This is a genomic window from Billgrantia antri (assembly GCF_017868935.1).
Classification (GTDB): Bacteria; Pseudomonadota; Gammaproteobacteria; order Pseudomonadales; family Halomonadaceae; genus Halomonas; species Halomonas antri.
The window spans coordinates 1927245-1941129 of sequence record NZ_CP053383.1; the positions used below are offsets into that span (position 1 = coordinate 1927245).

General features: G+C 60.6%; 16 protein-coding genes. 9 read left to right on the forward strand and 7 right to left on the reverse strand.

Annotation, left to right across the window (positions count from 1 at the left end):
• Nucleotides 1–144 precede the first annotated feature (144 nt).
• Together HNO53_RS08965 and HNO53_RS08970 are read right to left on the reverse strand one after the other, a co-directional pair.
• Nucleotides 145–672 carry a DUF2795 domain-containing protein gene (locus tag HNO53_RS08965; RefSeq protein ID WP_209477950.1) on the reverse strand — a complete coding sequence of 176 codons (528 nt, stop codon included), beginning with the start codon at nt 670–672 and terminating at the stop codon, nt 145–147.
• Nucleotides 672–1667 carry a DUF2795 domain-containing protein gene (locus HNO53_RS08970; RefSeq protein ID WP_209477952.1) on the reverse strand — a complete coding sequence of 332 codons (996 nt, stop codon included), beginning with the start codon at nt 1665–1667 and terminating at the stop codon, nt 672–674. The genes HNO53_RS08965 and HNO53_RS08970 overlap by 1 nt, the downstream gene beginning before the upstream one ends.
• 146 nt (nt 1668–1813) lie before the next feature.
• Between HNO53_RS08970 and HNO53_RS08975 the strand changes: the two genes are divergently transcribed.
• On the forward strand, nt 1814–2647 hold the full coding sequence (locus HNO53_RS08975; protein ID WP_209477954.1) for an AraC family transcriptional regulator: 834 nt from the start codon (nt 1814–1816) through the stop codon (nt 2645–2647).
• 14 nt (nt 2648–2661) lie between these two features.
• On the opposite strand, the gene HNO53_RS08980 is transcribed toward HNO53_RS08975, so the two are convergent.
• The 4 genes from HNO53_RS08980 to HNO53_RS08995 all read right to left on the reverse strand — a co-directional run bounded on the left by HNO53_RS08980 (nt 2662) and on the right by HNO53_RS08995 (nt 5404).
• Entirely contained in the window at nt 2662–3255 is a 594-nt protein-coding gene (locus HNO53_RS08980) for a LysE family translocator (protein ID WP_209477956.1), read from the reverse strand.
• Nucleotides 3256–3328: 73 nt separating this feature from the next.
• Nucleotides 3329–4015, reverse strand: coding sequence for a type 1 glutamine amidotransferase domain-containing protein (locus HNO53_RS08985; RefSeq protein WP_209477958.1), 687 nt, complete (start codon nt 4013–4015; stop codon nt 3329–3331).
• Nucleotides 4016–4061: 46 nt separating this feature from the next.
• Nucleotides 4062–4820, reverse strand: a complete 759-nt coding sequence (locus HNO53_RS08990; RefSeq protein ID WP_242597585.1) for a PRC-barrel domain-containing protein — start codon at nt 4818–4820, stop codon at nt 4062–4064.
• A gap of 173 nt (nt 4821–4993) precedes the next feature.
• Complete coding sequence (locus HNO53_RS08995) at nt 4994–5404, reverse strand: DCC1-like thiol-disulfide oxidoreductase family protein (RefSeq protein ID WP_209477960.1); 411 nt, start codon at nt 5402–5404, stop codon at nt 4994–4996.
• Between the two features lie 95 nt (nt 5405–5499).
• Here HNO53_RS08995 and HNO53_RS09000 point away from each other — a divergent pair, with 95 nt between their 5' ends.
• The 3 genes from HNO53_RS09000 to HNO53_RS09010 all read left to right on the forward strand — a co-directional run bounded on the left by HNO53_RS09000 (nt 5500) and on the right by HNO53_RS09010 (nt 7498).
• On the forward strand, nt 5500–5985 hold the full coding sequence (locus HNO53_RS09000; RefSeq protein WP_209477962.1) for a YbjQ family protein: 486 nt from the start codon (nt 5500–5502) through the stop codon (nt 5983–5985).
• A gap of 140 nt (nt 5986–6125) precedes the next feature.
• Entirely contained in the window at nt 6126–6872 is a 747-nt protein-coding gene (locus HNO53_RS09005; protein ID WP_209477964.1) for an SDR family oxidoreductase, read from the forward strand.
• Nucleotides 6873–6967: 95 nt separating this feature from the next.
• Entirely contained in the window at nt 6968–7498 is a 531-nt protein-coding gene (locus HNO53_RS09010) for a GrpB family protein (protein WP_242597586.1), read from the forward strand.
• A 188-nt stretch (nt 7499–7686) separates the two neighbouring features.
• On the opposite strand, the gene HNO53_RS09015 is transcribed toward HNO53_RS09010, so the two are convergent.
• Nucleotides 7687–8607, reverse strand: coding sequence for a LysR family transcriptional regulator (locus tag HNO53_RS09015; RefSeq protein WP_209477966.1), 921 nt, complete (start codon nt 8605–8607; stop codon nt 7687–7689).
• Between the two features lie 112 nt (nt 8608–8719).
• Between HNO53_RS09015 and HNO53_RS09020 the strand changes: the two genes are divergently transcribed.
• The 5 genes from HNO53_RS09020 (at nt 8720) to HNO53_RS09040 (ending at nt 13668) form a co-directional block, all read left to right on the forward strand.
• Nucleotides 8720–9568, forward strand: coding sequence for an alpha/beta fold hydrolase (locus HNO53_RS09020; RefSeq protein WP_209477968.1), 849 nt, complete (start codon nt 8720–8722; stop codon nt 9566–9568).
• A 381-nt stretch (nt 9569–9949) separates the two neighbouring features.
• Nucleotides 9950–12142, forward strand: a complete 2193-nt coding sequence (locus HNO53_RS09025) for an OsmC domain/YcaO domain-containing protein (RefSeq protein WP_209477970.1) — start codon at nt 9950–9952, stop codon at nt 12140–12142.
• A gap of 176 nt (nt 12143–12318) precedes the next feature.
• Nucleotides 12319–12666 carry a DUF1622 domain-containing protein gene (locus HNO53_RS09030; RefSeq protein WP_242597587.1) on the forward strand — a complete coding sequence of 116 codons (348 nt, stop codon included), beginning with the start codon at nt 12319–12321 and terminating at the stop codon, nt 12664–12666.
• Nucleotides 12667–12746: 80 nt separating this feature from the next.
• Nucleotides 12747–13223: a LabA-like NYN domain-containing protein gene (locus tag HNO53_RS09035; RefSeq protein WP_209477974.1), complete on the forward strand. Its 477-nt coding sequence runs from the start codon at nt 12747–12749 to the stop codon at nt 13221–13223.
• Nucleotides 13224–13233: 10 nt separating this feature from the next.
• Nucleotides 13234–13668, forward strand: a complete 435-nt coding sequence (locus HNO53_RS09040; RefSeq protein ID WP_209477975.1) for a GNAT family acetyltransferase — start codon at nt 13234–13236, stop codon at nt 13666–13668.
• Nucleotides 13669–13885: the final 217 nt, after the last annotated feature.

Genomic DNA, 13885 nt, shown 5'->3' on the forward strand with positions numbered 1-13885 from the left:
AGCACGAGTGAGAGGTGAGCGGAATTTTTCCAAGATACTGGTCTGATCCGGCCTGCAAAACAACGAGATGACCTGTTGCCAATGCGTCGCCATCTCTTTGGGATTTGCCGTTTAGCCTAGCACTTGTCTGAGCCGCAAGCAGTATCAGCGTAAGCTTTTCAGCTCATGTGTCACCTCCGCCATGCTGTGGTAGGTATGCTCGCCGAACTGCTCGAGCAGGCGCATCTCCGCATCGTTCGCCTCGGTCCGGGCATGCTCCAGCAAGGCGTCGCGGCTGGCCGGAAATGTCATGCCGGCGAAGAGACTGGCGATGCGAGCAGCGGAGGGCGCGGAAGCATGCTCTTGCGCGGCGCGCTTCCCGCCGAGCCTGCTCGGTTGGTTCTCGGCGGCCGTCTTATGGGTACGCAGCTCACCGAAGGCACGCGCTACCTCGGCGGCATCGCGGTATTCCCGCTCCGGCAGCTGCTCGATGATGTCACGTATCTCTCGATCCTCGCCGTTCACGGCATTGGTGAGCTCGCCACGTTGCCTGGGAAAGTCGATGCCTCTCAGCGCCTTTTCGATATCGGCGGCAGATACGGCTCGCTTCGGATGTGAGGTGAGCATATGTCGCTCGTAGCGTGACTTCTGCTCGAACGTGGTTCCACAGATGTCGCAGACGAATTGTGCCATCAGCGCACCTCCCCAACGGCTCTCTGTACGTCGGCCATGGTCTCGAACTCGCGCGAGGGAATTTCTTGCAGCACCTCGACGACCTCCTGCGGGGCATCGTTGGCCCTGGCCTGCTCGAGCAACGCCTGGCTGTCGCAGGGAAATTCCACCCCCTTCAACGCCTGGGCGATACCGGCAGCGGAGGCCGTTCTACGGGCTGCCTGGCCGCCTCGCTCGCCGCCCTTGGTGCGGTCGCGCTTGGGCTCGAGTGTTTCGGCCTGCATCTGCGGCTCGGCGAGCTTGCCACCCTCGAGCGCGTCGGTGGGCCACTCGCGCTCGTTCAAGCCGAGCGTCTTGAACAGATTGGCCGAGCCGGTTATCTCGATGCCCTCCTCACCGAGATCGTCATGTGCGCCGATCAGCAACAGTTGAGCCTTTTCGTAGTCAAGCAGCTTGGGATCGTCGATGTCGATCCAGCGCTTATCGGCGAACTTCTCTTCGAGGCGCTTGGGGAAGTCCGGCTTGGCGTGGGGAAAGCCGGGCACGTCGACGGCCGGGTTGCGCACCGAGATGATGTAGCTTGCCTGGGGCAGGATACCCAGCTCACGTTGCGCCTTGCCGGGCTTGTCGGGGCTAGTCAGGCGATAGGCCAAGCGCGAACTGCCGTCGCGCTCGAAGATAGCGTAGCGGCCCTCGCCGGCAGGAATCGCCTCGCCCTGTTCCTGTTCGCCACGAGTCTTGGTGTCGTACTCGAGAGGCGCCAGCGCCTTGCCGATCTCCTGCGGCTTTCCGCTCAGGTCGTTCATCATCCACTCGCGAGCGGTGGACTTCGGCTTGCCCCGGCTAATCTCGGGCAAGCGTTTCTTGCCCACCAGGAACAGTCGAATCTTGGCGCCATCCTTCGGGGCCAGTACCACATGCAGCCGCTGAACGTCATCCAGGCTCTGCACTCTCTCTACATTGACCTTGGGACGATAGAAGAAATAGATCTCGCCCTGTTCGAGGTAATCCGACATTTGGCACCTCCTGCGCCATCATCGTTACTCAACATCCCTTCCTTCTTCTGGGTAGCAAAGAGATTTCAACCCTGCAACGCGTCATCCTGTGGCAGCACTTCCCGCTGAGCGCTATCGTAAGTACTCGGTAATCGGGAGGCCTTGCCATGTCGGATGCCACCAAACCCCTGTTCTGGCGCGACCCGCGCCTGCCCCACGTGGAGCTGCGCAAAGTCGAGGATGGCCGCAAGGTCTGCTACGCGCCGCATAGCCATACGCACTGGTCGCTAGGCGCCATTACCGCGGGTGAGAGCACTTTCCGCTACCGCAGCGACCGCTACCATGTAGCAGCCGGCACCCTGGTCATGATGAATCCCGAGTGGATGCATGCCTGCAGCGCCATCGACGACCGGCCCTGGGCCTACCTGATGCTCTATGTCGATACCGGCTGGCTGACCCAGTTGCGTTACCAGGCGGGGCTGCTGGCAGAACCGCGTTGGCAGGACATCGCCACCGCCGTGCTTGGCGAGCCCCGCTGGTATGAAGGTTACTGCCAGATGGCGGCCTGTCTGCTGAACCCGAGCCGCGACCTGCTGGCCAAGCAGACCGGGGTAGTCGAATATCTCGGTGCCTTGATGCACGAACTTGCCGGCCAGCCCGCCCAACCGCTGCCCGAGGCGCCGGTCATGCTGCGCGAGCTTACCGCCTACCTGGACGAGAACGCGGCGCAAGACATCTCCCTCGACGAACTCTGCGAGCGTTCGGGCTACAGCCCAGGCCACCTGATTCGCGCCTTCAAGCAGCACTTCGGCTTTACGCCACATGCCTATCTGGTCAACCGGCGCATTCAGCTCGGCCAGCGCGAACTCAAAGGCGGCACCCCCATCGCCGAGGCGGCGCTGAACGCCGGTTTCTCCGATCAGCCTCATTTTCAGCGCACCTTCAAGCGACTGGTGGCTGCCACGCCGAAGCAGTATCGCCAGCCTTCACACGAGCAGTAGCCTTTGCTCGGCGCTTAGTCGAGCAGGAGATATAAACAGCTACCGGCGAGTAGCAGCGCCAGCGTGCGATTGACCGTTATCAGTACGGTTGGCCTGTGAATGTAACGACGCAGGAAGGCGCCGGCATAGACCCAACTGCCCAGAGACAGCCAGCAGATCGGCAGATACAGCGCGGCGAACAGCACCACTTGGTTCAGCTCGCTGCCGCTGGTATATGCGCCGATCCCCGAGGCCGAGGCCAGCCACGCCTTGGGATTGAGCCACTGCATCAGCGCTCCCGTCATGAAACCCGGCGCCCGCTGAGTGTTCCCCTCCGGCAGTCGGCCATCGTCGCGGAACAGCCGAACGCTCATGTACAACAGGAATGCCACACCGGCCCAGCGCAGTGCCCGGTCCAGCCCCGGTACCACCGACAATACCGAATAGAGCCCCAGCCCCACGGCCACGAACAGCACCACGAAGCCCAGCGTTGCGCCGGTAACGAATACCAGCCCCTGCGATAGGGGGTATCGCGTGCCGCTGCTCAGGCACACCAGGTTCACCGGCCCCGGCGAGATCGAAGCCGCAAGGGCGAATGCCGACATCGGCAGAATCAAGGCAAGGCTCATCGTCATCCTCCAGGGTGGCAATGAGCCAAGCGTGCCTCGTCGCTAGAACGCGGTATTGAACGAAATTGAGGTGTTACTTTCCGAGTGCCTCCAGCAGCAGCTTGGCCGTCGGCTCGGAGGAGGGTGGGTTCTGGCCGGTGATAAGCCGTCCGTCCTGGCGGGTGTAGGAGGCAAAGACATCGGCCTTGGAGTAGTGAGCGCCGCCCTCCTTGAGTGCGTTTTCCACCAGATGCGGAACGACCTGGGTGAGACCCACGGCTTCTTCCTCCTCGTTGGTGAAGCCGGTCACCTGGCGACCACGGATGATCGGATTTCCTTCTTCGTCACGCGCATGGAGCAGCACGATGGGCGCGTGGCACACGGCGGCCACCGGCTTTTGCTGGGCCCAGAAGGATTCGATAAGACGGATGGAGTCCTTGTCCTCGACCAGATCCCAGAGCGGACCATGGCCGCCGGGGTAGAAGACGGCGTCGAAATCGTCGGCGCTGACTTCGCTCAGCTTGTGGGTATTGGCCAGTGCCTGCTGGGCATGGCTGTCCTGCTGGAAACGGCGAGTCGCCTTGGTCTGGCTATCCTCGGCGTCGCTCTTGGGGTCCAGCGGCGGCTTGCCGCCCTTGGGCGAGGCCAGCACCACCTCGGCGCCGGCGTCCAGGCAGACGTAGTAGGGCGCCGCCAGCTCCTCCAGCCAGAAGCCGGTGGGCTCGCCGGTGTCGCCGAGGCGATCGTGGGAGGTCAATACCATCAAAATACGCTTGTTCATTCAGCTCTCCTTTTGCCGCCTATGGCAAGCGTGAGCGGGTGATCACTCATTCATTCCAAAGAGTATCGTATTGGTCGTAGTCGAAGGTGGGCAGATCCTGGATTGCCTGCTTGGAGTAAGGAAGTTCGTATTTCGGCGATCCTGGCTGCCAGTCGTCGGAATAGCCATAGAAGGGGTAAGCGCGTGGGCCATTTCCGAATTCGCTATTGGAGGGCTCTACCACGATCGCCTGAAGCAGGCCATCTCGAGTAAAAAGGGCGTCGGTTACATAGCCCAGGCCCGTATCTTTTCCCACACTGACGAACTCATCCGTAATGTCGGTTATTTTCCAGATGCGTGGACCCGTCATGACGTCGCTTTCGATCTGCGTGGTCTGCTCTAGCTCCCCTTTGGAGAGGTAGGCCTCATCGACATAGTCATCATTGAACAGGTCGTACTCCTGGATGTTGTCGCGGCGGACCGGTACGCGAACTCCCTTCTCGGTGAGCTCTACTTCATCCCAGGGAATGGAGACGTGCCGGTCGCCACTGTCCCACATGCCGCCTACCTCGGCGACGAGGGTGACGATCTTGTTCTCCTCGTTCAGGATGACGTTGCTCACCTCACCAATCGCTTCGCCTTCGGCACTCATCGCCTTCGCGTCCAGCAGCGCTTCGGCCCTTAGTCCACCTTGCTCATAAAGTGCAGCGTAATTCCAGTCATCGAGAGGGCGTGGGTTCTCTTGGCCGTACGCTGTCATGCTCGCAAGCACGACGATTGTAAGGGTGGCGAAAGATGAAACGGTTGCCTTGCCGTGCGGCTTCATGGGAACTCCTTAGGCAATGGCTGATGGATGTGTCCTTGCTCCATGTGCCATCTCAACGTAGACGATGCCAGTATTCGGTACCAACGCAGGGCGGCTGTCCGGGTGGCGCCCAGGCGCACGATCCCTAGGCTCTGTCTGACGAGTCGACGAGCGATGGCCAGACAAGGCATGGGTCATCGCCGGGGTTTTACATTGCGTATCTTATCGATGCCGAGCAGGCTTAGCAGGCCGTTGCGGCAAGCCTTGAGCAGCGGATATAGCCTCTCGGTGCGTTCCTGGCTGGCAAAGAGTCGGTACATCGCGCGATTGAAGACACCGCTTCGGGTACCGATCAGGGTGAGGCGGTGCAGCGCCTCGCTGCCGTGGTACCAGCGTTCGCCGATCTGCAGGGCAAAGCCCTGGTCCAGGTCGATGCCGCTGGCGGTGAGCTCACGGCGCGCTTCGCTCTCCTGCCTGGCGTCGATCAGCTCCAGCTCGCCGACCTCCTTGCGAATGCGCTGCCAGCGCACATAACGACGGCACATCGGGCATTCGCCGTCGTATACCAGGCGGAGTCGTGGATTCGCTGCGGCGTCTTCCTGCATGGCAATTCGCTCCTTGGCTGCCTCGTTGGCGCCCGGTGAGCCCCCGCCGGGCAGCTGGGTACAGCATGAATGCATCAGCAGGAGCTGGCCAGGTCATGGCTTCAATCCGGCAGCGGGGCCATGCAGGAGCCGTTCACACCGACGGGCGGACAGGGCATGATGTCGATCAGGCAGTGCCGCCAAGCCGCGTTGCTCGCGGTCTCGCCAAAACAACAGCCATCACGGAAGGAAGAAATCCCATGTCCGAGCGAGTGATCCTGACCACTTCATCGCACCTCGAGGGCTATCGCGTTACCGAACACATCGACGTTGTGTCATCCGAATGCGTGTTCGGCATGAACATTCTCAAGGACATGTTTGCAGGCTTCCGCGATTTCTTCGGCGGGCGCAACAAGTCGTCACAGGCGGCACTTCGCGATGCCCGCATAACCTGTCTTGACGAGCTGCGCCGTGAAGCGGAGGAAATCGGCGCCAACGCGGTGATCGGCATCGACCTCGATTACAGTGAGATTTCCGGCGGCGGTAAGTCGATGCTGTTCCTGGTGGCGACCGGTACTGCGGTGAAGGTCACCAAGGTCTGAGCGATGCTGGCTTTGCCCGGTCAGCTTGGGCAGTCGCTTCGGAGACTAGGGTAGCGTCAACTTCCATCAAGCCTTTCTCGAGGATGGTCGCTCATCGCCAAGCCAGCATTAGGGCGCGGACGGCAATAGGAGGAATCGCGTTGAAGAGAGTCCTGGTGATAACCGGTGGCAGCCGGGGCATCGGTGCGGCAACCGCCCGCCTGGGTGCCGCGGATGGTTACGCGGTGTGCGTCAATTATCGGCACAACGAAGCCGCGGCGCTTGCCGTGACCGAAGAGATCACCCGTGGCGGTGGCGAGGCGATTGCCGTGGCGGCCGACGTCGGCTCCGAGGCCGACGTGGTGCGCCTCTTCGAACAGGTCGATGAAATGCTCGGTCCGGTCACGGCGCTGGTCAACAACGCCGGTATTCTGGAGACGCAGATGCGCGTCGAACACATGGATGCCGCGCGCCTGAGCCGGGTGCTGACGGCCAATGTGATCGGCAGCTTCCTCTGTGCCCGCGAGGCCATTCGGCGCATGTCGACCCGGCACGGAGGCCGGGGTGGGGCGATCGTCAACGTCTCTTCCATTGCCTCGCGGCTTGGCGCGCCCAACGAGTACGTCGACTATGCCGCTGCCAAGGGTGCCATCGACAGCTTCACTGTCGGCTTGGCGAAGGAGGTCGCCAGCGAAGGCATTCGCGTCAATGCGGTGCGTCCGGGCGTGATCTACACCGAGATCCATGCCAGTGGAGGCGAGCCCGATCGCGTCGAGCGGGTGAAAGCCTCCGTGCCCATGCAGCGCGGCGGACAGGCCGATGAGGTTGCCCGAGCCATTCTCTGGCTGCTTTCCGACGAAGCTTCCTACTCGACTGGTGCACTGCTGGACGTGACGGGCGGGCGATAAGCTTGCGGCTAGTCTTCGGTATATGCCCTTGGGAGCCTTGGACTGCGTGATGCCTGCGACGTTCGAGCATCTAATGCAAGCGGAGCATAAGCCTGATGATGAATATGAATGATATCGTGGTGGTCCCTTACGAGGAGGGCTGGGCGCGCCGATTCGATGAGGAGAGGTGGCTTATCGAAGAGGCGGTGGACGGTCTGCAATATCGTGTGCATCACATCGGCAGCACTTCCGTCGAAGGGTTGCAGGCCAAACCCATTATCGACATTCTCCTCGAAGTGGCTGACTTAAAGGAACTGGATGGGCGATCGTGTAGCTTCGAGGCGATCGGCTATGAGTGTCTGGGAGAGTTTGGCATGCCGGGACGTCGTTACTACCGCAAGGGAGGGAATAGTAGAACCCATCAGATCCATGCTTTCGAGTTGGGATCTGCCGACGTGCAGCGACACCTTGCATTTCGTGACTACCTGCGCGCCCATCCCGTCGTGGCCCAGGAGTACGGCGAGTTGAAGCAGCGAGTCGCTAAAGCCTGTCGCCACGATATTACTCTCTATTCCGAGGGCAAGGCGGATTTCGTGAAGCTACATGAACAGCGTGCGCTGGCATGGTTGAAGGATGCGCAACCCTGAACGAAGCATGGCTCATGTCGATTTCTTCGACTCCAGACGACATGTCAATGTGGGACGAAGTCAAATCCCACGCTCGGCTGCCTGAACGGTATCAGCGAAGAGGAGCTGTCGAAGACCACTAACGTCTACGTGGATGGTCTCAATGCCTGTTGGCAAGAGACGCGTCATTATCATGCACACCTCTAGCGTCATGTTTCGTGGGAGCTGAGTACCAAGGACATCATGGGTGTCTGTGCCTCAAGCTCCTCCCACAGCCGCTCGGCGACAGGCCCGTGAGGGCGGTCGCGCCGACGTCCTACGACCAGCTCCTCGGTAATTCCGGGGAAATGACGCCCGGCAATGGAGAGCAAGCGGCCGTCGCGCAACTCCTCCTCGATCATGAAGCGTGGCAGATGGCCCCAAGCCATGCCTTGCAAAATGAAGTCCTTCTTCATCTCGTGATCGGCCACATTGCACTGAAAAGTGCCGCCCACCACATAGTAACTGCGAGGCTCGGTGTGCTGCGCTGTGTCACGCAGTACGCATTGGGTCAGCTCGCGCATCTGCTCCGGCGTGATCGCGTCAGTAATGGGGAAGGGCAGGAAGCCCGGTGCAACGACCGGGACTAATGAAACCGTGCCAATGTCGATCCACTCCAACTGCAGGTCGCTCTTGTCGATCCGGTGCAGAATCAGATCGGCCTCGCCTTTCTGCAACCGCTCCCAAGGTCCAGTCACGGCCTCGTAATGGAGCTGCAGGCGCGTATTGGGAAAATCGGCAAAGAAACGGCTGAGTAGACCAAGGATCTTCGAACGAGGGCAGAGGTCGCCGATCACGATGTTGAGTTCGGTCTCTTCGCCCATGGCCATTTGCCTGGCATGCAGGGATAGCGCTTCCGCTTCGCGCAACAGCGACTGGGCACGACGATATAACGACAGCCCGGCTTCGGTGGGGCATACCCGGTAGCCGCTCCGGTCCAGCAGGGCGATGCCGAACTGACGTTCGAGTTTCGCCAGCGCGGCAAATACCGCGGCATGCGAGCGGTTGAGCACGGTCGCCGCCGCTTGAAAGCCTCCTTCCTCGACGACGGCGACGAAGCAGTACAACTCGTGCAGTGTGAACCTGTTCATTGTCAATCTAACCAACAGGGATGTTTCAAACTATGTAATATTTTTTGTCAAGGGGCACAACTACTATCGAATGGTCCTTCACCACCAAGGCACATTGCCTGAGGAGTTCGATATGTCCCGCATGGCTTCCAAATCATTGAATGCCAGTCCGCGTTCGTTCTTCACCACGGGCGATGGCGTTCGCATCGCCTATCGCATCGACGGGCCTGCCGAGAGTCCCGCGCTGGTACTCTCCAACTCGATTGCCACGGACCTGAGCATGTGGGATCGCCAGGTGACCGAGCTGGCCAAGCATTACCGCGTGGTGCGCTACGACATGCGTGGACATGGGGAGTCGGGCGTCCCAGCTGGTGCCTACTCCATTGACCGGCTCAGCAGGGATGTGCTGGAGCTATTGGATAATTTGAATGTCGCAAGAGCTCATTTTCTTGGGCTCTCGCTGGGCGGGTTCGTTGGCCAGTGGCTGGGTATTCATGCACCAGAGCGAATCGACCGGCTGATCCTGAGCAATACCGCCTCGTACCTGGGGCCGCCCGGGCAATGGGACGATGCCATCGCTACCGTGCTCGAGGCGCAAGACATGCAGCAAACTACCATGAGGTTTCTGCGCAACTGGTTTCCGGCGCGAATGCTGGAACCAGGGAATCCAGTCGTGGAGCCGTTTCGTACTACGCTTCTGGAGACGGATCCGCAGGGCCTCGCTGGCTCCTACGCAGCCGTGCGCGACACCGACATGCGGCGTACCATTGCGCTCATCACGACCCCGACTCTCATCATCGCAGGCGAGCATGACCCGGTGACCACCGTCAGCCACAGCGAAGCCATGGCTGCCACCATCCCTGGTGCCAGGCTGGCGGTCATGCCAGCTGCCCATATGACTCACATCGAATACCCAGCGGAATTCATGAAGGCAGTATTAGACTTTCTGCTGCGACAAATCGGGCAGGGCGCTATGATATGAGCTCATGAAAGGCCACTAACCACTGCTCGTTCAATTGTTTAACGTCATTACCGCCTGACGTGGGATACGAGTGCAGTATTTCATCTTAGTCCTTTGTCTATGTTGCTTTCATCGTTACCAAGCGTTAAGTTGAGTAACGAAAGCTGCTGAGACAGCTCTGACGATAAAGACACCAGTACGCAGGGAACTACCCGGTAACCCGTTTACCGGGTAGCTTCTTGTTCGGCCTACGGTTGGCCTCTCGTTCACTCCCTCCATCCGACACGTGCCGGATTCCAAAAACCCTTCCGCCTCGCGAGCTATTGCCGAAAGGGCTGTGGTGGTGTGGTAGACTGCGCGCCTCGGCCTGCGCCAGCAACACTTCCCCATCGGTAGCCCGTCATGGAAATCAAAGTCAACTTCCTTGAAAATCTCAGGCTTGAAGCCAAGTTTGACGATTTCACCGTCATCACCGACCAGCCCATTCGCTACAAGGGCGACGGTTCGGCGCCAAGCCCCTTCGACTACTTCCTGGCGTCCTCCGCGCTCTGCGCGGCCTACTTCGTGCGGGTGTACTGCAAGGCGCGTGACATTCCCACCGAGAACATCCGGCTCTCGCAGAACAACATCGTCGACCCCGAGAACCGCTACAACCAGATCTTCAAGATCCAGGTCGAGCTGCCGGAAGACATCTCCGAGAAGGACCGCGAGGGCATCCTGCGCTCCATCGACCGCTGCACGGTCAAGAAAGTGGTGCAGACCGGCCCCGAGTTCCAGATCGAGACGGTGGAGAACCTCGACGAGGACGCCCAGGCCCTGCTGATGGTGCAGCCTGACGAAGAGGCCTACACCTGGATCGAGGGTAAGGACCTGCCGCTGGAGCAGACGATCGCCAACATGTCCGGCATGCTGGCGGAGCTGGGCATGAAGATCGAGATCGCCTCCTGGCGCAACATCGTGCCCCACGTGTGGTCGCTGCACATTCGCGACGCCGCCTCGCCGATGTGCTTCACCAACGGCAAGGGCGCCACCAAGGAGAGCGCGCTGTGCTCGGCGCTGGGCGAGTTCATCGAGCGCCTGAGCTGCAACTTCTTCTACAACGACCAGTTCTTCGGCGAAGAGATCGCGGGAAGCGCCTTCGTGCACTACCCCAACGAAGAGTGGTTCAAGCCCGGGCCTAACGACGAGCTGCCCGAAGGCATCCTCGACGACTATACCCGCGAGATCTACGACCCGGAGGGCGAGCTGCGCGGCTCGCACCTGATCGATACCAACTCCGGCAAGCGCGAGCGCGGCATCGTCGCCTTGCCCTTCGTGCGCCAGTCGGATGGCGAGACGGTCTACTTCCCCTCCAACCTGATCGAGAACCTCTACCTCAGCAACGGCATGAGCGCCGGCAACACGCTGGAGGAGGCGCAGGTGCAGTGCCTCTCGGAGATCTTCGAGCGGGCGGTGAAGCGCCAGATTCTCGAGCAGGAACTCGCGCTGCCCGACGTGCCCATGACAGTGCTCGAGCGCTACCCGGCGATTATCGAGGGCATCCAGGCGCTGGAGGCCCAGGGCTTCCCGGTGCTGGTCAAGGATGCCTCGCTGGGCGGTCAGTTCCCGGTGATGTGCGTGACGCTGATGAACCCACGCACCGGCGGCGTGTTCGCCTCCTTCGGCGCTCATCCCAGCTTCGAGGTGGCGCTGGAGCGCAGCCTTACCGAGCTGCTTCAGGGTCGCAGCTTCGAAGGCCTGAACGACTTCCTGCCGCCGACCTTCAACTCTCAGGCCGTCTCCGAGCCGAACAACTTCGTCGAGCACTTCATCGACTCCTCGGGGCTGGTCTCGTGGCGTTTCTTCAGCGCCAAGAGCGACGTCGAGTTCGCTGACTGGGACTTTTCCGGCACCAATGCCGAGGAAGCCGCCACGCTGTTCGGCATCCTGGAAGAGCTGGGCCTCGAGGCCTACATGGCTGTTCACGAGGACCTGGGCGCGCCGGTGTGCCGCATCCTGGTGCCGGGCTACTCCGAGGTGTACCCGGTGGAGGACCTGATCTGGGACAACACCAACATGGCGCTGGATTACCGCGAGGACATCCTGCATCTGCATGAGCTGAGCGACGAGCGGCTCGCCGACCTGCTGGAGCGCCTGGAGGAGAGCCAGCTCGACGAGCACATGGATATCATCACCCTGATCGGCATCGAGTTCGACGAGAATACCGTGTGGGGGCAGCTCACCATTCTCGAACTTAAGCTGCTGATCAATCTAGCCTTGGGGCAGCACGAAGAAGCCCTGGAGCGGGTCGGGATGTTCCAACAGTACAACGACAATACCGTGGAGCGCGGGCTGTTCTACCAGGCCATGGCCGTGGTGCTGGAGATCGAACTCGACGACGAGCTGGAGCTCGACGACTACCGCCACAACCTTACCCGCATGTTCGGTGAGCAGACCATGGCCGCGGTGGTCGGCTCGGTGAACGGCGAGGTGCGCTTCCACGGCCTGACGCCCACCAACATGCAGCTCGAAGGCTTGGAGAAGCACCAGCGCCTGATCGAGAGCTACAAGAAGCTGCACGCCCACCGTGCCGCCAGAGCAGGGGTAGGGGTGTAAGCCGTACCGCTGCCACTCCCGGCAACACGAGAGCGCCCCGGGCCAGTTCGCTGGCTCGGGGCGCTTCGTCCTGGTCCGCACCTCTCCACGATCCTGCTACGTTACTTCAGGCACGGCGGCTAACTGGCGGCGCAAGCTAGAGCCGCCCCGGAGCAGACACCATGGAGGAGGCACGCGTGGAGATCGTAGCACCCATTGCAGAGATCGGAGTCGCTTCGATGGAGATACTCGGTATCCTCATCATTGCGGGGTTCACCCTGTATGCGCTGATCGTCGAGCCGATATCACTGAGGCGGCAAGGGTATACAGAAGCGATATTCGGGCAGGTACGTCAGCGACTCGGCAAAGGGATCCTGCTTGGTCTGGAGCTCCTCGTGGCGGCTGATATCATCCATACCGTTGCAGTAGAGTTGACCTTCGAAACGGTAGGCATCCTGGCGATCGTAGTGATAATTCGTACCTTCCTCAGCTTTACCCTAGAGGTGGAACTGAGTGGCCATTGGCCTTGGCAGAAGAAGGGGTAAGCACTACGCTCGGCTGCAACCAGTCGCTTGAGCCGGGAATTCTAGCGGTTGTATGGGCTTGTTCGAGGCAGGGAGGGGGGATGGAAAAGGTCGCGATATTCGTTGACGTCCAGAATGTCTACTACACGGTGCGGGAAGCCTATAAGCGGAATTTCGACTACAACAAGTTCTGGTCGGAGACCACTTCGGGCAGAGAGGTCGTGAAAGCCATCGCCTATGCCATCGACAAGGGCGACCGGAAGCAGCAAGAATTCCAGCGTATTCTTCGTGCCATTGGGTTCGAGGTGAAGCTGAAGCCATTCATCCAGAGAGCGGACGGCACCGCAAAGGGCGATTGGGATGTCGGCATCACCCTCGATGCCATCGAGTATGCCGACCAGGCCGATGTCATCGTGCTGGTGTCGGGCGATGGAGATTTTGACCTGCTGGTAAACAAGGTACGCCAAGTGCTTGGCAAAAGAGTCGAGGTCTATGGTGTGCCTCAGTTGACGGCTCACTCACTGATGAACGCCGCCAGTGAGTTCAAGCCCATCGATAAAGCACTTCTACTGGTCTGAGGCCAAGTGCATGCGCGGAGTGACGGTCAAGATCAGAACCTACCAGGAGGAAGACCAGTCGGCGGTCATTGCACTCTGGCATGCCTGCGGTCTGGTACGGCCCTGGAACGACCCTGCGAAAGACATCGAAAGAAAGGTGTCGATGCAACCCGAGTTGTTCTTCGTGGGCGAGCGGGAAGGCCGTGTCATTGCGACGGCAATGGCGGGCTACGATGGGCATCGTGGCTCCGTTTACTACCTCACCGTCGATCCTGCCTGCCAACACCAGGGCCTGGGCCGCCTCCTGATGGCAACCATCGAGCAGAGGCTGCATGCCATGGGATGCCCCAAGCTGAACATCCTCGTGCGTACCACCAACGAAACCGTGCTGGCTTTCTACCGTAAGCTCGGCTATTCGGTGGATGAGGCGGTCAGCCTCGGCAAACGTTTGATGCCCGATGATTGATGACACGACTCTGCTTGGTCGACCTGACCCTCGCTACCTTCGACGGGGTACCCGAGCTGCCGTACGCCGGCCAGATGGTGCATCCGGCCGATCGCTCAGTTTCCTGGCTGCCCTCACACGGGAGACTGGATCCTGATGACGAAAGAAATAAAGCCCAGCTCATGACCATCCTTCGGTTCGCCGTGCTCAGGGCTTCCCATCAGCCCTTGAACGCGGC